Here is a 22,082-nt window from a genome sequence, read left to right as displayed (position 1 = left end):
CGCCGGGGGACAGGCTTTCGATCCGTCGGATCGCGAATTCAGGAGGACGCGCATGGCCGCTGAGAACAAGGGCATCATCGACCCGCCCATCGACGAGCTGCTCGATCGAGTCGACTCGAAGTACCAGCTGGTGATCTACGGCGCCAAGCGCGCGCGTCAGATCAACGACTACTACACGGATCTGCACGAGGGGAACCTGTTCGACAACGTGGGTCCGCTCGTGGACTCCGAGGTCCAGGACAAGCCGCTCACGATCGCGCTGCGCGAGATCCACGAGGACAAGCTGCGCCTGCGTCCCCTCGAGTGATCGCATCCGGGGTCGGTGGTCGCTGTCATCATGGACGGCGACCACCGTTCCCGTTTCGGAACCCGTCCTGAGCCGCGCCGCGTCGGCGCCGCCGAGTCCGCACGTCCCCGGAGCATGATGAGCCTGCGCCTGTTCACCTCGGAGTCCGTCACCGAGGGTCACCCCGACAAGATCTGCGACCAGATCTCCGACAGCGTGCTCGACGCGCTCCTCGCGCAGGATCCGCGGGCGCGCGTCGCCGTCGAGACGCTCGTCACGACGGGGCTCGTCCACGTCGCGGGGGAGATTCGCACCGAGGGATACGCCGACATCTCGTCGATCGTCCGCGACGTGATCCGCCGCATCGGCTACACGTCCAGCGAGATGGGCTTCGATGCCGACTCGTGCGGCGTGACCGTCTCGGTGGGCGAGCAGTCGCAGGAGATCGGCGACGGCGTGACCTCCTCGGAGGAGCAGCGCGGCGGTTTCGCCGGCGACGACCTCGATCGCCAGGGGGCCGGTGACCAGGGCATCATGTTCGGGTACGCCACGAACGAGACGCCCGAGTACATGCCGATGGCCATCTGGGCGGCCCATCGCATGTCCGAGCGGCTCACGAAGGTGCGAAAGTCGGGCGAGCTGGCGTTCCTGCGTCCCGACGGCAAGACGCAGGTCACCCTCGGCTACGAGGGCCACACACCGCGGACGGTCGAGACGGTGGTGCTGTCGACCCAGCACCACCCCGACATCTCCCAGGCGGACCTCGCCGACGCGGTCGAGCGGGTCGTCATCCGTCCCGTTCTCGAGCAGACCGGTCTGGACGCCGAGGGCGTGCAGCTGCACATCAACCCGTCGGGCAGCTTCGTGCTGGGCGGGCCCAAGGCGGACGCGGGGCTGACGGGTCGCAAGATCATCATCGACACCTACGGCGGCGCGGCGCGTCACGGCGGCGGCGCCTTCAGCGGCAAGGACCCCTCGAAGGTCGACCGCTCGGCCGCCTACGCCATGCGCTGGGTCGCGAAGAACGCGGTCGCGGCGGGACTTGCCGAGCGCCTCGAGGTGCAGGTCGCCTACGCCATCGGCAAGGCGAACCCGGTGGGCCTGTACGTGGAGTCCTTCGGGACCGGGACGGTCTCGGATGAGGCCATCATCTCGGCGATCGGCGAGGTGTTCGATCTGCGTCCGGCCGCCATCATCCGCGACCTCGACCTGCTGCGGCCGATCTACGCCCAGACGGCGGCCTACGGCCACTTCGGTCGCGAGCTGCCCGAGTTCACGTGGGAGCGCCTCGACCGCGTCGACGACCTGCGCCGGGCTGCCGGCCTCTGACGGGCGTGACCGAGCCGCCCGATCCGCTTCCGGTCGCCGACCGGGCGGCGGAGACCGGCCCCGGCCCGCTGCTCGCCGACGTGCCGGGCGCACGCGAGCCGCGGCCCGTGGCGCGCGTGCTCATCGACTCGCCGCTGCCGCAGCTGGACCGCCTGTTCGACTACGCGATCCCTCCCGAGCTCGACAGTGCGGCGCTGCCAGGGGTGCGCGTCAAAGCCCCGTTGCGTACGGCCGGCCGCGTGATCGACGGGTTCATCGTCGAGCGTGCGGTCGAGAACGACGCCGACCGGCCGCTGTCCGAACTCGAGGCGGTGGTCTCGGCGGCGCCGGTGCTGCCCGAGCGCCTCTACCGTCTCGCTCGTCGCGTCGCCGATCGTGCCGCGGGCTCCGCGTCCGACATTCTGCGTCTGGCCGTCCCGAAACGCATGGTCAGGGCCGAGAAGGCGTGGCTGGCCGGTCCGCCCGCAGCGGTGCCGGTGGTCACGGCCGAGGCGCGGGAGCAGTCCTCCGCAGTGCTCGGCGAGTTCCCGGGGCTCGGGGAGCGGATCGCCCGCGGCGAGCGCCTCGCCGTCGACGCGCCCCCCGCCCTCGTCACGGTGGCCGGTGCCGCCGTGCCCGCGTGGGCCCGACTGCTGGCGGCTGCCGCGGCAGAGACGCTCGCGGGCGGACGCTCGGCGATCCTCGCCGTGCCCGATCACCGCGACCTGGACCGCCTGCAGTCGGCCCTCGAGCCGCTCGTGCCCGCCGACGCCATCGTCCGCCACGACGCGGCGCAGTCGGGGCCGGAGCGCTACGCCGGCTACCTGCGGACCCTCGAGGAGGCGCCGTGCGTGGTGATCGGCAACCGGTCGGCCGTGTACGCGCCGGTGATCGCCCCCGGGCTCCTGGCGCTCTGGGACGACGGCGACTCGCTGTTCGAGGAACCGCTGGCGCCGTACGTCCACGCCCGGGACGCGGCGCTCGTCAGGCAGGAGCTGGACGGTTGCGCCCTGCTCTTCGCCGGTCACACCCGAACCAGCGATGTGCAGCGGCTGGTGGCGATCGAGTGGGTGCGCGAGGTGCCGCAGGCGCGGCGGCCCGTGCCTCACGTGGTGCTCAGCCCCGTGCAGGAGGGCGAGCGTGGCGCGCGGGTGCCGTCGGCCGCCTTCCGCGTGGCGCGCGAGGCGCTGGAACACGGCCCCGTGCTTGTGCAGGTGTCACGGCCCGGGTACGCGCCGTCGCTCGTGTGCGCCGACTGCCGCGCACCCGCGCGCTGCGCCGCGTGCGGCGGGCCCCTGCACGCCCGGGCCCGCGGCGCCGTGCCGGTCTGCGGCTGGTGCGGGCGCTCGGCGCACGCGTGGAGCTGCCCGAAGTGCTCCTCGGTGCGGGTGCGGCTCGCCTCCTCCGGCAGCGAGCGGACGGCGGACGAGCTGGGGCGTGCCTTCGCGGGCACGCGGGTGATCGTGTCGGACGGCTCCCATCCGGTCACCGAGGTGGACGACAGGCCCGCGCTGATCGTCTCCACCCGCGGTGCCGAGCCGGTGCCGAGGGGCGGCTACCGCGCCGTGCTCCTGCTCGACGGCGAGCGGATGCTGCAGTCGCCGGACCTGCGCATCGGCGAGGCGTGTCTGCGCTGGTGGTCGAACGCCGCGGCCCTCGCGGCGCCGGGGGCACCCGTGCATCTCGTGGGCGTGACGGGGCCGGTGGCACGGGCGCTCGCCTCGTGGACGCAGCCGGCCTATGCGCGGCAGGAGTTGGCCGAGCGCGCACCGCTGCACCTGCCGCCCGCGGCGCGCATCGCGCGTCTGGACGGCGACGCGGCAGCCGTGGAGCGGGCGCTGGCGTCGCTGCGCGAGGACGTGCCCGACCTGCCGCACGATGCGGTGCTCGGCCCCGTCCCGCGCGAGACGGGCGAGGGCCCCGCGGGAGCCCGCGCGCTCGTCCGCTTCGACTACGCGAGGGGCCCGCGCGTGACCGCCTCGCTGCGCGCCGCGGTGGTCGCGGAAGCGGTCGCCGGCCGCCGCCGCCGGGGTGGCACGCGCCCCGGCGGCCCCGCAGGCTCCCGCAATACACTCGCTGTGCGGGTCGACATCGCCGATCCGGAGCTGTGAGAGGGTGCGCATCCGTCATGACCGAACCACTCGAGAGGACCGCATGAGGCTGATCTTCGCCGGCACCCCGGAAGCCGCGGTGCCGTCGCTGCGCGCGCTGCACTCCTCGGGCCACGAGATCGCCGCCGTCGTCACGCGCCCCGACGCGCCGCTCGGGCGCAAGCGCGTGCTCGCGCCCTCGCCGGTGGGGCGCGCCGCGGCGGAGCTGGGATTGCCCGTGATCAAGGCGGCCCGGCTCGACGACGCGGCGACCGAACGTATCCTCGCGCACGAGCCCGACCTGGGCGTCATCGTCGCGTACGGCGGACTCGTGCGCGAGCCGCTGCTCTCGGGCCCCGGGAGGGGGTGGATCAACCTCCACTTCTCGCTGCTGCCGCGGTGGCGGGGTGCAGCGCCCGTGCAGCACGCCCTCATCGCGGGAGAGGCCGTGACGGGCGCGACGGTCTTCCAGCTGGTGCCCGAGCTCGACGCGGGCGACATCCTCGGCATGGCGGAGCATGCCATCGCGCCCGACGCGACGGCCGGCGACCTGCTGCAGGCGCTCAGCGTCAGCGGGGCCGAGCTGCTGCGCGACACGGTCGACGCTCTCGCCAGCGGTGCGGCCATGCCCCGCCCGCAGGAGGGCGAGCCGACGTTCGCGCCCAAGCTGGCGCTCGAGGACGGGCGGCTCGACTGGGCGCGGGCGGCCGAGCACGTGCGCGACCGGTTCCGCGGCGTCACGCCGGAGCCGGGCGCCTTCACGACGATCGGCGAGGAGCGGCTCAAGATCCGGGGGCTGTCGCCGGCGCCATCCGACGCACCGGCGCTGGCTCCCGGCGAGATCGCCCCGGCGAAGGGCGGTGTGCTCGTCGGCACCGCCACCGTGCCGCTGCTCGCGACGCGGTTGCAGCCCGCCGGCCGCCCCGAGATGGCGGCGGCCGACTGGTTCCGCGGCTTGCGCGCCGTGCCGAGGCTGGGCGCATGAGCGGCGACGATTCGCGGCCGGGCCCGCGTCGCGACCGCGGCCGCGCCGCGGCACCCCGCCGCGCACCCCAGCGCAGGCGCGACGCACGGGGGCGTGCCGAGGTGCAGGCTGCACGACGCGTCGCGTTCGGCGTGCTGCGCGCGGTCAGCGAGACCGACGCGTATGCGAATCTGCTGCTGCCGCGCGAGCTGGAGCGCGCGCGCCTGAGCGGTCCCGACGCCGGCCTTGCGACCGAGCTGACGTACGGCACGTTGCGGCGCCTCGGCACGTACGACGCGATCCTCGCGGCGGCCGCCGAGCGCGACGCCGCGGACATCGATCCTGCCGTCCGCGACGCGCTGCGGCTCGGGATCCACCAGCTCATGTCGACGAGGGTCGCCTCGCACGCCGCCGTCAACGAGTCGGTCGAACTGGCCGCCGAGGCCGCCGGCAGGGGAGCGGCGGGGTTCGCCAACGCCGTGCTGCGGCGGGTGGCGCGCGACACACCTGGCACGTGGCTGGAGCGCATCGGCGCTGCGGCCCGCTCGGACGACGAGCGCCTGGGTCTTACAAGCGCGCACCCGGTCTGGATCGTGCGGGCACTGCGGCGCGCGCTGGCGGCGGAGGGGCGCGAGACCGAGCTGGACGCCCTCCTGGCCGCCGACAACGAGTCGCCGCGCGTGTCGATGATCGCGCTGCCGGGCCTTTCCGAGCCGCGTGAGCCGCTGGCGGACTACTCGCCCGTCGGCTTCCGCTTGGAGGGCGGTGATCCCGAGCCGCTCGTGCGCGCGTCGGAGGGGCGCGTGCGCGTGCAGGACGAGGGCTCGCAGCTCGTCGCCCTGGCTCTCAGCCGCCTTACGCCGATCCGCTCGGGCGAGCGGTGGCTGGACCTGTGTGCGGGCCCCGGCGGCAAGACCGCGCTGCTGGCGGCGGAGGCGCTGGCCGGCGGTGCGGTGCTCGAGGCCAACGAGGTCGTGCCGACGCGGGCGGGTCTGGTGCGGCGCGCCCTCGCGGCCGTGCCGCTCGAGGTGACGGTGCACGAGCGCGACGGGCGTGAGCTCGCCGCCGAGCATCCGGGCGAGTTCGATCGGATCCTCGTCGACGCGCCATGCACGGGGCTCGGGGCCCTGCGCCGCCGCCCGGAGGCGCGCTGGCGCAAGCAGCCGTCGGATGTGGCCGAGCTTGCGGCGCTGCAGGAGCAGCTGCTTCTCGAGGCCTTCGGCGCCTTGCGGCCCGGCGGCGTGGTCGCATACGTGACGTGCTCGCCGCACCTCGCCGAGACGGCCGCGGTGGTCGCGGCGGCCCGCGAGCGGTTGGGCGATGCCGCCGAGGAGCTCGATGCGCGCGGCGCCCTGCAGTCGGTCGCGCGACGCCCGCTCGATCTGCCGGAGCCCGCGAGCGGCGCGCGTCATGCCCAGCTCTGGCCGCATCGCCACGGCACCGACGCGATGTTCCTGGCCCTGCTGCGGCGCCGCTGAGCCGTGCCGCCGCGGCTGCGCGGGGGAGGCGCCGGCGGAGCCCATAGGCTCATATGTCTATGGCGACTTCCGAATCCGCGGCGCAGCGGGCGCGTTGGGCCGTCTCGGCCTGGTTCTTCCTCAACGGTGCGACGTTGGCGAACCTCGTACCGCACTTTCCGGAGATCAAGGCCGAGCTCGGCCTGAGCAACGCGTCCTACGGCTTGGCGATCTCCGCATCGGCGCTGGGCTCCGTGGTCGTCGGGCTCAGCGCGGGCTGGTTCGTGCAGAGGTTCGGCTCGGCGCGGACGGCCGCCTACGCCATGGTGCTCTCCAGCGCCGCCGCGGCGCTGGCCGCGCTGGCCCCGACGGGGCTTCTCTTCGCCGCGGCGCTGTTCGCGCTGGGCGCCACCGACGCCATCACCGACGTCGGTCAGAACGCGCACGGGCTGCGGGTGCAGCGGCGACTGGGCCGCTCGATCATCAACTCGTTCCATGCCATGTGGTCGGTCGGCGCCGTGGCGGGAGGCCTCGTGGCCGCGGGAGCGCTCGCGCTCGACGTGCCGCGCGCGTGGCACCTGGGCGTGATCGCGGTGGTGATCGCGGTCGCCGGCGTGCTCTCCCTGCGCCTGGCGCTGCCCGGAGCGGACGGGGACGACCTGGCCGAGCATCACGGAGCGGCACGCGCCGACCACTGGTCGCGCCCCCGCATCGTGCTCGTCGTGGCGGCGCTGGTCGTCATCGCGATCGCCGGCGCGCTCACCGAGGACGCCGGCAGCACGTGGGCCGCCGTGTACCTGTCCACCGAGCTCGGCGCCGCCACGACCGTCGCCGCCTGGGGCTACATCGCGCTCCTTGCCGCTCAGACACTGGGGCGGTTCGCGGGGGACAAGCTGATCGACCGGTTCGGTCAGCGGTTCGTCACGCAGGCGGGAGGACTGCTGATCGCGGCGGGACTCGGCGCCGCGCTGCTGTTTCCGACCATTCCCGTCACCATCGCGGGCTTCGCGCTGGCGGGGCTGGGATGCGCGACGCTGATCCCCACCGCGATGCACGAGGCCGATGCGATCCCGGGACTGCGGCCGGGGACGGGTCTGACCATCGTGTCGTGGCTGCTGCGGATCGGCTTCCTCGCATCGCCGCCCGTCGTGGGACTGATCGCCGACGCCAGCGCGATTCGGACGGGTCTGGGGATCGTGCCGGTCGCCGGCGTCCTCGTCATCGTGCTCGCCCTGGCGCTGCCGCGCCGGCCCGCGCAGGGATAATGGCGGCGTGACGCTTCCTTCGGCCCCCCGCATCCATCCGAGCATCCTGTCGGCCGACTTCGCCAACATGCAGGCGGAGCTGGCCCGCATCGTGGCCGCCGACTTCGTGCACGTCGACGTGATGGACAACCACTTCGTCCCCAACCTGACGTTCGGTCCGCAGATGGTGCGGCGCATCCAGGACACGAGCCCCGTGCCGCTCGATGTGCATCTCATGATCGAGGATCCCGACCGCTGGGCGCCGGGCTACGCCGAGCTCGGCGCGGCGTCGGTGACGTTTCACCTGGAGGCTGCGCGCGACGCGCTTGCGCTGGCGGCGCGCCTTCGCGCGATCGGATCTCGGGCGGGTGTGGCCGTCAAGCCCGACACACCGGTGGAGCCGCTCTTCGAGCACCTGGACGCCTTCGACCAGATCCTCGTCATGACCGTCGAGCCCGGCTTCGGAGGACAGTCGTTCCGGGCCGACCAGATGCCCAAGCTCCGCCGGCTCGCCGACGAGGCGCGGCGCCGCGGCTCGGACGTCTGGCTGCAGGTGGATGGCGGCATCTCCGCCGACACGATCGCGCAGGCGGCTGAGGCGGGGGCGGACACGTTCGTGGCCGGCTCGGCCGTCTACGGCGCCGACGACGTCGAGGCGGCGATCGCGGGGCTGCGTCACGCCGCCGCCCTCGCGCACCGGCACTGACCGCCGGGGCCGCCGGGCCGGCGCGACCCGGTAGCCTTGACGGGTGAAGACGTTCGACGAGCTGTTCGCGGAGCTGAGCGAGAAGGCCCAGACGCGGCCGGAGGGATCCGGAACCGTCCGACAGCTGGACGCCGGCGTGCATGCGATCGGCAAGAAGATCGTCGAGGAGGCGGCCGAGGTCTGGATGGCCGCCGAGTATCAGTCGGACGAGGAAGCGGCCGAGGAGATCTCGCAGCTGCTGTACCACCTGCAGGTGCTGATGATCGCCAAGGGCCTGACGCCCGCGGACGTGTACCGACATCTCTGAGGCGCGCCCGGAACCGTCATCCTCGACCCGAAAGACCCCATGCTCCGCATCGCCGTCCCCAACAAGGGTTCGCTGTCCGAGACCGCCATCGCCATGCTCGCGGAGGCGGGCTATGCGACCCGCCGCGACAGCAAGCAGCTCCACCTCATCGACGCCGCCAACGACGTCGAGTTCTTCTACCTGCGCCCGCGCGACATCGCGACGTACGTCGCCTCCGGCGCGCTGGACGTCGGCATCACCGGCCGCGACCTGCTGCTCGACACGCGCATGCCCGCGCGCGAGATCGAGGCGCTCGGCTTCGGCGAGTCGACATTCCGTTTCGCCGGTCGACCCGGCCGGTTCCGCTCCCTCGAGGACCTCGAGGGCGTGCGCGTCGCCACCGCATACCCCGGTCTCGTCGACGCCGTGCTGGACGAGCGCGGCATCGCGGTCGACATCGTCCCCCTCGACGGCGCCGTGGAATCGGCGGTCGAGCTCGGCGTGGCCGACGCCGTCGCAGACGTCGTCTCGACCGGCACGACCCTGCGCCAGGCGGGCCTGGAGATCTTCGGCGACGTGCTGCTGGAGTCGGAGGCCGTGCTGATCGCCTCTCCCACCGAGGCGGAAGGCACGGATCGGCTGCTGCGCCGCCTGCGCGGCGTGATGGTCGCCCGCCGCTACGTCATGGTCGACTACGACCTGCCCGCGGACCTGCTGGACCGCGCCGCGGAGATCGCGTCGGGCATCGAGTCGCCGACGGTCTCGCCCCTGCGGGATCCCGCGTGGGTCGCCGTGCGCGTGATGGTGCCGCGCAAGGGCGTGAACCGGGTCATGGACGACCTGTATGCGCTCGGAGCGCGCGCGATCCTCGTCACCGCGATCGACAACGCGAGGCTGTGATGGGCGTCGTGACGCGGGTGATCCCCTGCCTCGACGTCGCGGCGGGGCGGGTGGTGAAGGGCGTCAACTTCGAGAACCTCCGCGAGATGGGCGATCCCGTCGACCTGGCCCGGCGCTACTTCGAGCAGGGCGCCGACGAGATCACCTTCCTGGACGTCACCGCGACGGTGGACGAGCGGGCGACGACGTATGACGTCGTGCGCCGCACGGCCGAGCAGGTGTTCATCCCGCTCACCGTGGGCGGCGGTATCCGCACCGTGGACGATGTCGCGCGCCTTCAGGAGGTCGGCGCCGACAAGGTGGGCGTCAATTCGGCGGCGATCCGCCGGCCCGAGCTGATCACGGAGATCGCCGACCGCTTCGGCGCGCAGGTGCTCGTGCTCTCTCTCGATGTGAAGCGGTCTCCGCGTGTGCCGTCGGGCTTCGTCGTGACGACGCACGGCGGCCGGCGTGAGACCGATCTCGACGCCCTCGATTGGGCGCGGGAGGCCATCGCGCGCGGAGCGGGCGAGTTGCTCGTCAACTCGATCGACGCCGACGGCACGCGGCAGGGCTTCGACCTGGAGCTCGTGGGGCTCATGCGCGACCTCTCGAGCGTGCCGGTCATCGCATCGGGAGGGGCCGGCGACGTGTCGCACTTCGCGCCCGCGGTGCGGGCCGGGGCGGACGCCGTGCTCGCGGCGAGTGTGTTCCACTCCGGCCAGATGACGGTCGGCGAGGTGAAGGCGGCACTGAGCGCCGAGGGGGTGGCCGTCCGATGAACGCAGAGAGCGACGTGGAGACCCTGCTGGACGGGGTCCGGTTCAACGCCGATGGCCTCGTGCCGGCGATCGTGCAGCAGCACGACACGCGTGAGGTGCTCATGCTGGCCTGGATGGACAGGGAGGCCCTGCGGCGCACGCTCACCGGCGGCCGGGCCGTGTACTGGTCGCGCTCGCGCGGAGAGTACTGGCGCAAGGGCGACACCTCGGGACACGTGCAGGAGGTGCGCGGCGCGCGCATCGATTGCGACGGCGACACGGTGCTGCTGCTCGTCGAGCAGACCGGGCCGGCCTGCCACACGGGCACCCGCACGTGCTTCGACACGGAGGAGCGCGACCTCCTGCCGGGGCGGGCCTGATGCGCACCGCGCGACGGAGCGACGGCTGGGCCACCCGCCGCGGGCGTTCGGTCTCGGTGCTGCTCGTGCTTGCGGGCGGCGCGACGCTGCTGATCGGATCGACGCAGACGTGGCTGTCGGCCGAACTGGCAGAGACGACCCTGCCTGTGCCCGGCGCCGCGGCCTCACCCGTGCTGCAACCGTTGGCGCTGGCAGCGCTGGCGCTCTCGCTCGTGCTCGCCCTCGCGGGACGCGCGTTGCGGTACGTGCTCGGGACGCTGGCGGCCGTGCTCGGCGTGCTGCTCATCGCCACGATCGCGCCGATCGTCTTCGCGCCGCCGGTGTCGGCCGTCGCGTCGACCGTGACCGAGCACACGGGCCTGGCGGGGGAGCAGGCCGTCGGCGAGCTCGTCGTCTCGATCCATGCGACGGCGTGGCCCGCGTTCTCCCTCCTGTCGTCGGCGCTCGTCGTGCTCGGCGGCATCGTCGTGGTGGTCACGGCGGCCCGCTGGCGGCGGACCGGTCGGCGATACGAGACGGCGACCGCGGGCCCCGCCGAGGGCCCGCTCGACGCCATCGACTCCTGGGACGACCTGAGCCACGGCCAGGACCCGACCGCGCGCTGAACCGCCCTGAACGGTCGCGCGGCCACGGCCCGATAGACTCGATACGGTCCCACGCATCGAAGGAGCACCTACGAGATGAGCAACCCCCTCACCGACCCCGGCCACGGACACTCGCCCGCCGCGTGGACGGCGGTGATCATCATGCTGGTGGCGCTGGCCATCGGCACGGTGGCGCTGTTCCTCGGCGAGATGTGGCTCGTGTGGGCGTCGGTCGTGCTCTTCGTGGTCGGCCCCATCGCGGGATGGATCCTCTCGAAGGCCGGCTACGGCGCGAACGGTCCGAAGCACTCCGCCAAGGCACACTGATGTCGCTCCTGGCGGAGCTCACCGCCGGGTCGGTCGCGGACGCCCAGGCCCGCGAGGCCGTGCGCCCGCTCGCGGAGATCGAGCGCGCCGCGCTGGCCCAGCCGGCGGCGCGTGACGCCCTCGCGTTCCTCGAGCCCGCCGACCGGATCAAGGTGATCGCCGAGGTGAAGCGCGCGAGCCCGTCTCGCGGCGATCTCGCGGCGATCCCGGATCCCGCGCATCAGGCGGCGCTTTATGCGGCCGGCGGCGCCGCGGCGATCAGCGTGCTCACGGAGCAGCGCCGGTTCAAGGGCTCGCTCGACGACCTGACGGCGGTGAAGGCGGCCGTGCCGCTGCCCGTCCTGCGCAAGGACTTCGTCGCGACCCCCTACCAGGTGTGGGAGGCCAGGGCCGCGGGGGCGGATCTCGTCCTGCTCATCGTCGCCGCGCTCGAGCAGCCCGTGCTCGAGCGACTCTACGCGCTCGTCGTCGAGCTGGGCATGACCCCGCTCGTCGAGGCGCACACGGCCGATGAGGTCGCCCGCGCGGCGCAGCTGGGCGCGCGCCTGATCGGCGTGAACGCGCGTGACCTGTCGACCTTCGAGCTCGACCGCGACCTCTTCGGCCGGCTCGTGGACAAGATCCCCGCCGACGCGGTGAAGATCGCCGAATCGGCCGTGCTCGAACCGGCCGATGTCGCGCACTATCGCGCCGCGGGCGCCGACGCCGTGCTGATCGGCGAGGCGCTCGTCACCGGCGATCCGGTCGCCACCCTTCGATCCTTCCTGGAGGCGTCATGACCCTGCGCGAGCAGCCCGGGCCGTTCTTCGGCGAGTTCGGCGGGCGTTACATGCCCGAGTCGCTCATCGCGGCGATCGACGAGCTCGACGTCGCGCATCGCGAAGCGATCGCCGACCCTGCCTTCCGCGCGGAGCTCGCGGGGCTGCTGACCGACTACGCCGGTCGCCCCTCGGCTCTCACGGAGGTGCCGCGGTTCGCGGAGCACGCGGGGGGAGCGCGCATCTTCCTCAAGCGCGAGGACCTGAACCACACCGGAAGCCACAAGATCAACAACGTGCTCGGTCAGGCGCTGCTGACGCGGCGCCTCGGCAAGACGCGCGTGATCGCCGAGACCGGCGCGGGGCAGCACGGCGTGGCGACCGCCACCGCCGCGGCCCTGTTCGGCCTGGACTGCACGATCTACATGGGCGAGGTCGACACGGAGCGCCAGGCCCTGAACGTGGCGCGCATGCGCCTGCTCGGTGCCGAGGTCGTGCCCGTCACGACCGGGGCGCGCACCCTGAAGGACGCCATCAACGAGGCGTACCGCGACTGGGTCGCGAGCGTCGAGACGACCAACTACATCTTCGGAACGGCCGCCGGCCCGCACCCGTTCCCCGCGATGGTGCGCGACTTCCAGAAGATCATCTCGGAGGAGGCGCGCGCGCAGCTGCTCGAGCGCATCGGCCGGTTGCCGGACGCCGTGCTCGCCTGCGTGGGTGGCGGATCCAACGCGATCGGCATGTTCGACGCGTTCATCGACGACGAGTCGGTGGCGTTGTACGGCGTGGAGGCCGCCGGAGACGGCGTGGACACCCCGCGGCACGCCGCCTCGATCGCGCGCGGTCGCGAGGGCGTGCTGCACGGGGCGCGCACCTTCGTCCTGCAGGACGAGGACGGCCAGACGGTCGAGTCGCACTCCATCTCCGCCGGTCTGGACTACCCGGGCGTCGGCCCGGAGCACGCGTGGCTCGCGTCGATCGGCCGGGCCACGTACATCCCCGCCACCGACGACGAGGCGATGCAGGCGCTGCGCCTGCTCAGCCGGACCGAGGGCATCATTCCGGCGATCGAGTCGGCCCACGCCCTCGCCGGCGCGCTGCGCATCGGTCGCGAGCTGGGCCCCGACGCGGTGCTCGCCGTGTGCCTCTCCGGTCGCGGGGACAAGGACATGGACACGGCGGCCCGTTACTTCGGGCTGTACGACCAGGGAGCGGACGCGTGAGCTCGGCGGTCGAGGCCGCGATCGATGCGGCCAAGGCCGACGGTCGCGCGGCGTTCATCGGTTACCTGCCTGCGGGGTTCCCCGACTTCGACACCTCGCTCGAGGCGGCCGTCGCCCTGGCCGAGAACGGCGCGGACGTCATCGAGCTGGGCCCGCCGTACAGCGACCCGGTGATGGACGGCCCCATCATCCAGGAGGCCACCAACGCCGCGCTGGCGGCGGGGTTCCGCACGCCCGACCTGTTCCGCCTCGTGCGCGCCATCACCGAGCGGGTCAGCGCACCGGTGCTCGTCATGTCGTACTGGAACCTCGTGGTGCAGTACGGCGTCGACCGCTACGCCGATGACCTCGCCGCCGCGGGCGGTGCCGGCCTCATCACGCCCGACATCACGCCCGACGCGGCGACGGAGTGGATCGCCGCATCGGACCGCGCCGGCCTGGACCGTGTGTTCCTGGCAGCGCCGACCTCGACCGATGCGCGGATCGACCTGATCCGCGACGCCTCACGGGGCTTCGTCTACACCGTCTCGACGATGGGTATCACGGGCGAGCGCACCGAGCTGGATCGCGCCGCGCGCACGCTCGTTGCGCGCCTGCGCGATCGCGGCGTCGCACGCGCCTGCGTGGGCATCGGCATCTCGACCCCCGAGCAGGTGGCCAGCGTCGCCGAGTACGCCGACGGCGCCATCGTCGGCACGGCGCTCGTGCGCGCGCTGCGTGACGGGGGAGTGGCGGGCCTGTCCGCGCTCGCCCGCGACCTGGCCGCCGGCGCCCGCCGCTCGCGCTGACGGTCCGTCACGGGCGGCTCAGGGCGTCCCGGATCCTCTCCGCATACTCGGCGTGCCCGGCCGCGGTGAGGTGGATGTCGTCGCGGCCGACGGGCAGGTGCCAGTCCAGCGCCGACACGTAGGTCGCCCCGTGCGCGTGCGCCTCCGCGGCCAGGAGGGCATCGACCGCGGCCTCTCCGTCGCGTCCGGGCACGTCCATAGGTCCCACGACGACGATCCGGGGGACCGATGCGGCCGCATCGAGCACGGCGCGCACCGACGCGCGCAGATCGTCGGGGTCGGCGGCGACGTCGTTGAGGCCGCCCTGGATCACGAGCGCGTCGCCCGCAACGGCGGCGACCCGGTCGATGCGGTCGGTGAACGCCTGCGGCCCGCACGCGCCGTCGTTGACGAATCCCGTGAACGGCACCGCGTCGAGGCGCACGGTCAGCGCGGGGTCGGCCTGGGCGAGCGCATCCGTCCAGCGCGCGCCGCGATCGCTCCGCGCGTCGCCCGCGGCGTACGAGTCGCCGAGCACAGCGATGCGGTGCTCGCCCCCGCCGAGCGTCTCGATCTCGCCGTAGCGCTCCTGGTAGGCGCGGATGTCATCGCAGCCGGCGGGCGTGCCGGCGGCGCGCGTCAACGACACGGCGACCGCGGCGCCGACGAGCAGCAGCACGGCGGTGACGAGCGCAAAGCGGGCGGCGTGGCGGGTACGCATCGTGACAGTCTGCGCGCGCCACCTGCCGCGTTCCTGAGCGGTTTGCGGGGCAGAAGAACGCGATGCCGCGCGTGACGGGGCGACGCGCCGCCTGAACTAGACTCGCAGGCATGCTGTCTACTGCCCTGACGAACGTCGTCGCGAGCATCCCCAGCCCGCCGGTGAGCTCCTGGAGCTGGGAGTTCGGGCCGATCACCCTCGGTCCGTTCACGTTCGGGCAGTTCACGATCCACTTCTATGCCCTGTGCATCATCGCGGGCATCATCGTCGCGACGCTGATGACCAACCACCGGCTCACGCGGCGTGGTGCGGAGCGCTGGATCGTCATCGACATCGCCCTCCTCGCCGTGCCCCTGGCGATCATCGGGGCGCGGGCGTTCCACGTCGTCACACACCCCGGCTATTACTTCGGTGAGGGTGCGAATCCGTGGGACCTCACGCGGCCGGGGTCGGTATGGGCGATCTGGGAGGGCGGCATCGCGATCTACGGCGCCCTCATCGGCGGCGCGATCGGCGCGTGGCTCGGGTGCCGCTGGACCGGCATCCGGTTCTGGACCTTCGCCGACGCCCTCGCGCCCGGCCTGCTGCTCGCGCAGGCGATGGGCCGATTCGGCAACTGGTTCAACCAGGAGCTGTTCGGGTGGCCGACCGACCTGCCCTGGGGGCTCGAGATCGACCCCGACAACCCCGCGATCCCCGCCGGCCTGCCGGAGGACACGCTCTTCCACCCCACGTTCCTCTACGAGGTCATCTGGAACGTCGCGGGCGTCGTCGTGCTGCTGTGGCTCGGGCGCAAGCTGTCGTTCCAGTGGGGGCGCCTCTTCGCCGTCTACCTGATCTGGTATGGCGCGGGCCGGGTGGTGTGGGAGTCGATCCGCATCGATCCCAGCGAGGTCATCCTGGGCCTGCGCACCAACGTGTGGGCGTCGATCGCGGCGATCGTGCTCGGCCTGGTGATCCTCGTCCTGCAGCGCCGCCACACCGGCACCGAGCCGTCGCCGTATGTGCCCGGGCGCGAACCCACCCCTGAGGGCGGGGTAGAATCCGACGAAGGCTACGTCGACATCAGCGACCCCACGTCGACGGAAGCCCCTCTCGAGGCCGCCGCCACAAGCACCGCCGCCGCGAAGTAGCGCTTTCCGCTCCCCGCCCCGTACCGTCGCGTCACGGGACGCCGAGCCAGGCCGCTTCGCGCGCACGTCGCGGCTCCCATCCCGGGTCAGCGCCGCCCCGCTCAGCAACAACCTCAAGGACGGTCAGCCATGGCATCGACCCCGCGAAACGCCACGCCCCCCGGTGGCGTCCTGCCGCCGAAGCAGGGCATGTACAACCCCGCGTTCGAGAAGGACGCGTGCGGTCTGGCGATGGTGGCCACGCTCCGTGGCGAGCCGGGCCACGACATCGTCGACCTCGCACTCACCGCCCTGCGCAACCTCGAGCACCGCGGCGCGATCGGGTCGGACGCCGGCACGGGCGACGGCGCGGGCATCCTCACGCAGATGCCGGACGCCTTCCTGCGCGCCGTGGTCGGCTTCGAGCTGCCGCCGGTGGGGGAGTACGCCGCGGGAATGGCGTTCCTGCCCCGCGACGACGAGGCTAGGGCCGAACAGAAGCGGGGCATCGAGCGCCTCGCCGAGCGCGAGAACCTCGTGGTGCTCGGCTGGCGAGAGGTTCCCGTCGAGCCCGAACACCTGGGCAAGCTCGCGGACGACGCGCGGCCCGCCTTCGAGCAGCTGTTCCTCGCGCGCCCCGCGGTCGGCGACGACCCCGCGCTCTCGGGCATCGCGCTCGACCGCCGCGCGTACCGTCTGCGCAAGCGGGCGCAGCACGAGCTCGGCGCCTACTTCGTGTCGCTCTCCAGCCGCACACTCGGCTACAAGGGCATGGTCACGACCCTGCAGCTCGAGCCGTTCTACCCCGACCTGCAGGACGAGCGGTTCGCCACGCAGCTGGCCGTCGTGCACAGCCGCTATTCGACGAACACGTTCCCGTCGTGGCCGCTCGCGCAGCCGCTGCGCATGCTCGCGCACAACGGCGAGATCAACACCGTCGGGGGCAACCGGAACTGGATGCGCGCGCGTCAGTCGCAGCTGGCCTCCGACCTGCTGGGCGAGATCGATCCGCTGCTGCCCATCACGAGCGACACCGAGAGCGACTCGGCGTCGTTCGACGAGGTGCTCGAGCTGCTGACGCTGACGGGACGCAGCCTGCCGCACGCCATGCTGATGATGGTGCCCGAGGCCTACGAGAAGCAGGCCGACATCGACCCGGACCTGCGCGCGTTCTACGAGTACCACTCACTGCAGATGGAGCCGTGGGACGGTCCCGCGTCGCTGCTGTTCACCGACGGCACGCTCGTCGGCGGCATGCTCGACCGCAACGGCCTCCGGCCCGGCCGCTGGACCGTCACCACCGACGGCCTCGTCGTCGTCGGCAGCGAGACCGGCGTTCTCGACTTCGCCCCCGAGCGCATCGCCCGGCGCGGCCGGCTGCTGCCGGGCCGGATGTTCCTGGTCGACACGGCACAGCGCCGGATCATCGGCGACGACGAGATCAAGCACGAGCTGGCCACGATGCATCCGTGGCGGCAGTGGCTCGACGCGGGCGGGGTGCGCCTGGCCGACCTGCCCGAGCGGGAGCACATCGTGCACCCGATCGCGTCGATCAACCGCCGCCTGCGCACGTTCGGATACACGGAGGAGGAGGTTCGCATCCTCCTCAGCCCGATGGGCCGCACCGGCGCCGAGCCGATCGGCGCGATGGGTTCCGACACCCCGATCGCCGTGCTGAGCGAGCGGCCGCGGCTGCTGTTCGACTACTTCACGCAGCAGTTCGCCCAGGTCACGAACCCGCCGCTCGACTCGATCCGCGAGGAGGTCGTCACGAGCCTGCGCCTGGGCCTCGGCCCCGAGGGCAACCTGCTCTCGTGGGGCCCGGATCACACCCGCATGGTCGGTCTCGACTTCCCGGTGATCGACAACGACGAGCTGGCGAAGATCCAGCACATCCACACGGCTCTGCCCGGGCGCACCTCGGTCACGATCCGCGGACTGTACCGGGTGGCCGGCGGGCACAAGGGACTGCGCAAGCGGCTCGAGCAGATCTGCGACGAGGTCGACAAGGCGATCGAGGACGGCGCCGAGTTCATCGTGCTCAGCGACCGCGACAGCAATCGCGACCTCGCACCCATCCCCTCGCTGCTCATGGTCTCGGCCGTGCACCACCACCTCATCCGCAACTCCACGCGCATGCGGGTCGGGCTCGTCGTCGAAGCGGGCGACGTGCGCGAGGTCCACCACGTGGCGACGCTGCTCGGCTACGGCGCCTCGGCGGTGAACCCGTACCTCGCCATGGAGACCGTGGAGAACCTCGTCCGGCGAGGCACCCTTACGGGCGTGACCCCCGAGAAGGCCGTCAAGAACCTCATCTACGCCCTCGGCAAGGGCGTGCTGAAGATCATGTCGAAGATGGGCATCTCGACCGTGTCTTCGTACACGGGGGCGCAGGTGTTCGAGGCGGTGGGCCTCTCCCAGGAGCTCATCGACACCTACTTCACGGGCACCGAGTCGAAGCTGGGAGGCATCGGCCTCGAGCAGATCGCGGCCGAGAACGCCGCGCGGCACGCGTTCGCCTACCCCGAGGACCGCGCGCCGCGGGTGCACGAGCGGCTGTGGACCGGCGGCGAGTACCAGTGGCGCCGCGACGGCTCGCCGCACCTGTTCAACCCTGAGACGGTGTTCCGGCTGCAGCACTCGACGCGCACGAAGCGGTACGACATCTTCCGCGAATACACGCGGCTCGTCGACGATCAGGCGGCACAGCTGAAGACGCTGCGCGGCCTGTTCAAGCTCAGGACCGGCGGTCGCACGCCGGTGCCCATCGACGAGGTCGAGCCGGTCTCGTCCATCGTCAAGCGCTTCTCGACGGGCGCCATGAGCTACGGCTCCATCTCGAAGGAGGCGCACGAGACGCTCGCCATCGCGATGAACCGCCTGGGCGCCAAGTCGAACACCGGTGAGGGCGGCGAGGACGTGGAGCGCCTGCTCGACCCCGAGCGGCGCAGCGCCATCAAGCAGGTCGCCTCGGGCCGCTTCGGCGTCACGAGCATGTACCTCACGGAGGCGGACGACATCCAGATCAAGCTCGCCCAGGGCGCCAAGCCCGGCGAGGGCGGGCAGCTGCCCCCGGGCAAGGTGTACCCGTGGGTGGCGCGCACGCGCCACGCGACGGCCGGCGTCGGTCTCATCTCGCCGCCTCCGCACCACGACATCTACTCGATCGAGGACCTGAAGCAGCTGATCTTCGACCTGAAGCGGGCCAACCCGCGGGCACGGATCCACACCAAGCTCGTCAGCCAGTCCGGTATCGGCGCGGTGGCGGCCGGCGTGGCCAAGGCGCTCAGCGACGTCATCCTCGTCTCGGGTCACGACGGAGGCACGGGCGCGAGCCCGCTCAACTCGCTCAAGCACGCGGGCACGCCGTGGGAGCTGGGCCTGGCCGAGACGCAGCAGACCCTCATGCTCAACGACATGCGCGATCGCGTCGTCGTGCAGGTCGACGGCCAGCTCAAGACCGGGCGCGACGTCGTCATCGGCGCGCTGCTCGGAGCCGAGGAGTTCGGCTTCGCGACGGCGCCGCTCGTCGTGAGCGGCTGCATCATGATGCGCGTGTGCCACCTCGACACCTGCCCGGTGGGTGTGGCGACGCAGAACCCCGTGCTGCGCGAGCGGTTCACGGGCAAGGCCGAGTACGTCGTGAACTTCATGGAGTTCATCGCGCAGGAGGTGCGGGAGTACCTCGCCGAGCTGGGCTTCCGCTCGCTCGACGAGGCGATCGGCCGCGCGGACCTTCTCGACGTCAACGGCGCGATCGAGCACTGGAAGGCCAGCGGGCTCGACCTCTCGCCCATCCTGTACGGGCCGCAGTTCGTCGACGAGGCACCCCGCCGCCACGTGCGGGCGCAGGCGCACGAGCTCGAGGAGCATTTCGATGTGCAGCTCATCGAGCGCGCGCAGGATGTGATCGCGCACGGCGGCCGGGTGGAGATCGACCTGCCGGTGCGCAACACGGCCCGGGCCGTCGGCACGATGCTGGGCCATCACGTCACCAAGGCGCACGGCGAGCAGGGCCTGCCCGCCGGCTCCATCACGGTGTCGCTGCACGGCTCGGCCGGCCAGTCCTTCGGCGCGTTCCTGCCCAGCGGCGTCACGCTGCGCCTCGAGGGCGACTCGAACGACTACGTCGGCAAGGGCCTCTCGGGCGGTCAGATCGTCATCCGCCCGCCGCGTGGCGCGGCGTTCGACGCGTCCGAGAACGTCATCGGCGGCAACGTCATCGGCTACGGCGCCACGCGCGGATCGATGTTCCTCAGCGGCGTCGTGGGGGAGCGGTTCTTCGTGCGCAACTCGGGCGCGACCGCCGTCGTCGAGGGGGTGGGCGATCACGCCCTCGAGTACATGACCGGAGGCCTGGCGGTGATCCTCGGCCGGACCGGCCGCAACCTGGGGGCCGGCATGTCGGGCGGCACGGCGTACGTCTACCGCCTGGACGAGGAACTCGTCAACGCCGATGCCCTGCGCACCGGCGAGCTCACGCTCAGCCCGCTCGGATCCGGCGACGCCGAGATCCTGCGCGACCTGCTCCAGCAGCACGCGGAGCAGACCGGATCGGCACTGGCGGAGCGCCTGCTGTCCGATTTCGACAACGAGGTGGCGAACTTCGTGCGCGTCCTGCCGCGCGACTACGCCGCCGTCATGGAGACCCGCCAGGCAGCGGTCGCGGAGGGGCTCGACCCCGACGGCGACGTCGTCTGGAACCGCATCCTGGAGGTGACCGGTGGCTGACCCCAAGGGCTTTCTGAAGGTGACCGAGCGGGAACTGCCCGCCCGGCGCCCCGTGCCCGTGCGCATCCTCGACTGGAAGGAGGTGTACGAGCCGGGCGATTCGGCCGTGCTCCGCCGCCAGGCGAGCCGCTGCATGGACTGTGGCATCCCGTTCTGCCATCAGGGCTGCCCGCTCGGGAACCTCATCCCCGAGTGGAACGACCTGATGTACCGCGGCGAGGGCCGCGATGCGATCGAGCGGCTGCACGCGACGAACAACTTCCCGGAGTTCACGGGACGGCTGTGCCCCGCGCCGTGCGAGAGCGCGTGCGTGCTCGGCATCAACCAGCCGGCGGTCACGATCAAGCAGATCGAGGTCTCGACGATCGACGAGGCCTTCGCGAACGGCTGGGTCGAGCCGAAGGCGCCGTCGCGCCTGACGGGCAAGACCGTCGCCGTCGTGGGCTCGGGTCCCGCGGGTCTGGCCGCGGCGCAGCAGCTCACGCGTGCCGGCCACACGGTGGCCGTCTACGAGCGGGACGATCGAATCGGCGGTCTGCTGCGCTACGGGATCCCCGACTTCAAGATGGAGAAGCGTCACCTCGAGGCGCGGCTTCGTCAGATGCAGGACGAGGGCACGAAGTTCCGGGCCGGTGTCACCATCGGCGTGGACATCACATGGGACGAGCTGCGCAGCCGGTACGACGCCGTCGTGATCGCGACGGGCTCGACGCTGCCGCGAGACCTGCCGATCCCGGGTCGCGACCTCGATGGCGTGCACTTCGCGATGGAGTACCTCGTGGAGGCCAACAAGGCCGTCGCGGGCGACCAGGTGCCCAACCAGATCTCGGCGCACGGCAAGCACGTCGTCGTGATCGGCGGCGGTGACACCGGCGCCGACTGCATCGGCACGGCGCACCGCCAGGGCGCGCTCAGCGTGACGAACCTCGCGATCGGCAAGCGCCCCGCAGACGCTCGCCCCGACCACCAGCCGTGGCCCATGACCCCGCAGGTGTTCGAGGTGTCGTCGGCCCACGAGGAGGGCGGTGAGCGGCAGTTCCTCGCCACGACGGTCGAGTTCCTCGGGAACGAGGCCGGCGAGGTGCGGGCGCTGCGCGTGGCGGAGACGGAGTTCGTCGACGGACGCCGCGTGCCCAAGAGCGGCACGGAGCGCGAGATCCCGGCCGACCTCGTCCTCATCGCGATGGGCTTCACCGGCCCCGAGCGAGATCTGCTCGAGGAGCAGACGACGACGCGGTTCACGGACCGCGGCAATGTCGAGCGCGACGTCGACTTCCAGACGACGGTGCCCGGCGTGTTCGTCGCGGGCGACGCGGGGCGCGGTCAGTCCCTCATCGTGTGGGCGATCGCGGAGGGCCGTTCGGTCGCGGCGAAGGTCGACGCGTACCTCATGGGAGAGACGCTGCTGCCCGCGCCGGTGCACCCCACCGACGCTCCTCTCGGGCTGTAGCATGGCGAAGGCGGCCGGTCTCGGCCGCAACCCGGCATCGCGGCC

The 22,082-nt window shown here is 72.4% G+C and carries 20 protein-coding genes; 19 read left to right on the top strand and 1 reads right to left on the bottom strand.

The genetic code is table 11. The features are described from left to right. The first annotated feature begins 52 nt into the window (after positions 1-52). From rpoZ to trpA, 16 genes are all read left to right on the top strand, one after another. Positions 53-307 carry a DNA-directed RNA polymerase subunit omega gene (gene rpoZ, locus N8N77_RS01230; protein WP_261164008.1) on the top strand — a complete coding sequence of 85 codons (255 nt, stop codon included), beginning with the start codon at positions 53-55 and terminating at the stop codon, positions 305-307. A 114-nt stretch (positions 308-421) separates the two neighbouring features. After that, on the top strand, positions 422-1,615 hold the full coding sequence (gene metK, locus N8N77_RS01225) for a methionine adenosyltransferase (RefSeq protein WP_261164007.1): 1,194 nt from the start codon (positions 422-424) through the stop codon (positions 1,613-1,615). 80 nt (positions 1,616-1,695) lie between these two features. Beyond that, on the top strand, positions 1,696-3,705 hold the full coding sequence (locus N8N77_RS01220; RefSeq protein ID WP_261165580.1) for a primosomal protein N': 2,010 nt from the start codon (positions 1,696-1,698) through the stop codon (positions 3,703-3,705). Positions 3,706-3,748: 43 nt separating this feature from the next. Next, on the top strand, positions 3,749-4,669 hold the full coding sequence (gene fmt / locus N8N77_RS01215) for a methionyl-tRNA formyltransferase (protein WP_261164006.1): 921 nt from the start codon (positions 3,749-3,751) through the stop codon (positions 4,667-4,669). After that, positions 4,666-6,126, top strand: a complete 1,461-nt coding sequence (locus N8N77_RS01210) for an RsmB/NOP family class I SAM-dependent RNA methyltransferase (RefSeq protein ID WP_396652757.1) — start codon at positions 4,666-4,668, stop codon at positions 6,124-6,126. The genes fmt and N8N77_RS01210 overlap by 4 nt, the downstream gene beginning before the upstream one ends. A 59-nt stretch (positions 6,127-6,185) precedes the next feature. After that, positions 6,186-7,370: an MFS transporter gene (locus N8N77_RS01205; RefSeq protein ID WP_261164005.1), complete on the top strand. Its 1,185-nt coding sequence runs from the start codon at positions 6,186-6,188 to the stop codon at positions 7,368-7,370. Between the two features lie 7 nt (positions 7,371-7,377). After that, positions 7,378-8,055 (top strand): ribulose-phosphate 3-epimerase, encoded by a 678-nt coding sequence (gene rpe / locus N8N77_RS01200; protein ID WP_261164004.1) that lies wholly within the window; start codon positions 7,378-7,380, stop codon positions 8,053-8,055. A 43-nt stretch (positions 8,056-8,098) separates the two neighbouring features. Further along, the gene (locus tag N8N77_RS01195) at positions 8,099-8,362 is read left to right on the top strand and encodes a phosphoribosyl-ATP diphosphatase (protein WP_261164003.1); all 264 of its coding nucleotides are present in this window, start codon (positions 8,099-8,101) and stop codon (positions 8,360-8,362) included. Between the two features lie 39 nt (positions 8,363-8,401). Continuing rightward, positions 8,402-9,241 (top strand): ATP phosphoribosyltransferase, encoded by an 840-nt coding sequence (gene hisG / locus N8N77_RS01190; RefSeq protein ID WP_261164001.1) that lies wholly within the window; start codon positions 8,402-8,404, stop codon positions 9,239-9,241. Beyond that, positions 9,241-10,002 (top strand): imidazole glycerol phosphate synthase subunit HisF, encoded by a 762-nt coding sequence (hisF, locus tag N8N77_RS01185; protein WP_261163999.1) that lies wholly within the window; start codon positions 9,241-9,243, stop codon positions 10,000-10,002. The genes hisG and hisF overlap by 1 nt, the downstream gene beginning before the upstream one ends. Then, complete coding sequence (gene hisI / locus N8N77_RS01180) at positions 9,999-10,361, top strand: phosphoribosyl-AMP cyclohydrolase (RefSeq protein WP_261163997.1); 363 nt, start codon at positions 9,999-10,001, stop codon at positions 10,359-10,361. Before hisF ends, hisI begins: the two co-directional genes overlap by 4 nt. Continuing rightward, positions 10,361-10,966 carry a Trp biosynthesis-associated membrane protein gene (locus N8N77_RS01175; RefSeq protein ID WP_261163995.1) on the top strand — a complete coding sequence of 202 codons (606 nt, stop codon included), beginning with the start codon at positions 10,361-10,363 and terminating at the stop codon, positions 10,964-10,966. Before hisI ends, N8N77_RS01175 begins: the two co-directional genes overlap by 1 nt. Before the next feature lie 75 nt (positions 10,967-11,041). Beyond that, complete coding sequence (locus N8N77_RS01170; protein ID WP_261163994.1) at positions 11,042-11,272, top strand: DUF6704 family protein; 231 nt, start codon at positions 11,042-11,044, stop codon at positions 11,270-11,272. Then, complete coding sequence (gene trpC, locus N8N77_RS01165; protein ID WP_261163992.1) at positions 11,272-12,051, top strand: indole-3-glycerol phosphate synthase TrpC; 780 nt, start codon at positions 11,272-11,274, stop codon at positions 12,049-12,051. Before N8N77_RS01170 ends, trpC begins: the two co-directional genes overlap by 1 nt. Further along, positions 12,048-13,256, top strand: coding sequence for a tryptophan synthase subunit beta (gene trpB / locus N8N77_RS01160; RefSeq protein WP_261163990.1), 1,209 nt, complete (start codon positions 12,048-12,050; stop codon positions 13,254-13,256). The genes trpC and trpB overlap by 4 nt, the downstream gene beginning before the upstream one ends. Next, positions 13,253-14,044 carry a tryptophan synthase subunit alpha gene (gene trpA, locus N8N77_RS01155; protein ID WP_261163988.1) on the top strand — a complete coding sequence of 264 codons (792 nt, stop codon included), beginning with the start codon at positions 13,253-13,255 and terminating at the stop codon, positions 14,042-14,044. Before trpB ends, trpA begins: the two co-directional genes overlap by 4 nt. A gap of 7 nt (positions 14,045-14,051) precedes the next feature. Here the strand turns inward: trpA and N8N77_RS01150 are convergent, their stop codons facing one another. After that, positions 14,052-14,744 (bottom strand): SGNH/GDSL hydrolase family protein, encoded by a 693-nt coding sequence (locus N8N77_RS01150; RefSeq protein WP_261163987.1) that lies wholly within the window; start codon positions 14,742-14,744, stop codon positions 14,052-14,054. 110 nt (positions 14,745-14,854) lie between these two features. On the opposite strand from N8N77_RS01150, the gene lgt reads away from it, so the two are divergent. The 3 genes from lgt to N8N77_RS01135 all read left to right on the top strand — a co-directional run bounded on the left by lgt (position 14,855) and on the right by N8N77_RS01135 (position 22,037). After that, positions 14,855-15,877, top strand: coding sequence for a prolipoprotein diacylglyceryl transferase (gene lgt, locus N8N77_RS01145; protein WP_261163986.1), 1,023 nt, complete (start codon positions 14,855-14,857; stop codon positions 15,875-15,877). 129 nt (positions 15,878-16,006) lie between these two features. Beyond that, positions 16,007-20,587 (top strand): glutamate synthase large subunit, encoded by a 4,581-nt coding sequence (gltB, locus tag N8N77_RS01140; protein ID WP_261163985.1) that lies wholly within the window; start codon positions 16,007-16,009, stop codon positions 20,585-20,587. Further along, a complete protein-coding gene (locus N8N77_RS01135; RefSeq protein WP_261163984.1) occupies positions 20,580-22,037 on the top strand; it encodes a glutamate synthase subunit beta in 1,458 nt (485 codons plus the stop codon). Before gltB ends, N8N77_RS01135 begins: the two co-directional genes overlap by 8 nt. The last annotated feature ends 45 nt before the right edge of the window (positions 22,038-22,082 follow it).

It is taken from the genome of Microbacterium sp. Marseille-Q6965 (assembly GCF_946151065.1).
In the GTDB taxonomy this organism is placed as follows: domain Bacteria; phylum Actinomycetota; class Actinomycetes; order Actinomycetales; family Microbacteriaceae; genus Microbacterium.
Note: the sequence above shows the minus strand (reverse complement) of the source record. Positions and strands in the feature narration are given on the sequence as shown.

Bases quoted from the DNA above. Each gene is read 5' to 3' on its own strand.
- rpoZ (WP_261164008.1), top strand. From the start codon at position 53: ATGGCCGCTGAGAACAAGGGCATCATCGACCCGCCCATCGACGAGCTG.
- metK (WP_261164007.1), top strand. From the start codon at position 422: ATGATGAGCCTGCGCCTGTTCACCTCGGAGTCCGTCACCGAGGGTCAC.
- fmt (WP_261164006.1), top strand. From the start codon at position 3,749: ATGAGGCTGATCTTCGCCGGCACCCCGGAAGCCGCGGTGCCGTCGCTG.
- N8N77_RS01210 (WP_396652757.1), top strand. From the start codon at position 4,666: ATGAGCGGCGACGATTCGCGGCCGGGCCCGCGTCGCGACCGCGGCCGC.
- N8N77_RS01205 (WP_261164005.1), top strand. From the start codon at position 6,186: ATGGCGACTTCCGAATCCGCGGCGCAGCGGGCGCGTTGGGCCGTCTCG.
- hisG (WP_261164001.1), top strand. From the start codon at position 8,402: ATGCTCCGCATCGCCGTCCCCAACAAGGGTTCGCTGTCCGAGACCGCC.
- hisF (WP_261163999.1), top strand. From the start codon at position 9,241: ATGGGCGTCGTGACGCGGGTGATCCCCTGCCTCGACGTCGCGGCGGGG.
- hisI (WP_261163997.1), top strand. From the start codon at position 9,999: ATGAACGCAGAGAGCGACGTGGAGACCCTGCTGGACGGGGTCCGGTTC.
- N8N77_RS01175 (WP_261163995.1), top strand. From the start codon at position 10,361: ATGCGCACCGCGCGACGGAGCGACGGCTGGGCCACCCGCCGCGGGCGT.
- N8N77_RS01170 (WP_261163994.1), top strand. From the start codon at position 11,042: ATGAGCAACCCCCTCACCGACCCCGGCCACGGACACTCGCCCGCCGCG.
- trpC (WP_261163992.1), top strand. From the start codon at position 11,272: ATGTCGCTCCTGGCGGAGCTCACCGCCGGGTCGGTCGCGGACGCCCAG.
- trpB (WP_261163990.1), top strand. From the start codon at position 12,048: ATGACCCTGCGCGAGCAGCCCGGGCCGTTCTTCGGCGAGTTCGGCGGG.
- N8N77_RS01150 (WP_261163987.1), bottom strand. From the start codon at position 14,744: ATGCGTACCCGCCACGCCGCCCGCTTTGCGCTCGTCACCGCCGTGCTG.
- lgt (WP_261163986.1), top strand. From the start codon at position 14,855: ATGCTGTCTACTGCCCTGACGAACGTCGTCGCGAGCATCCCCAGCCCG.
- gltB (WP_261163985.1), top strand. From the start codon at position 16,007: ATGGCATCGACCCCGCGAAACGCCACGCCCCCCGGTGGCGTCCTGCCG.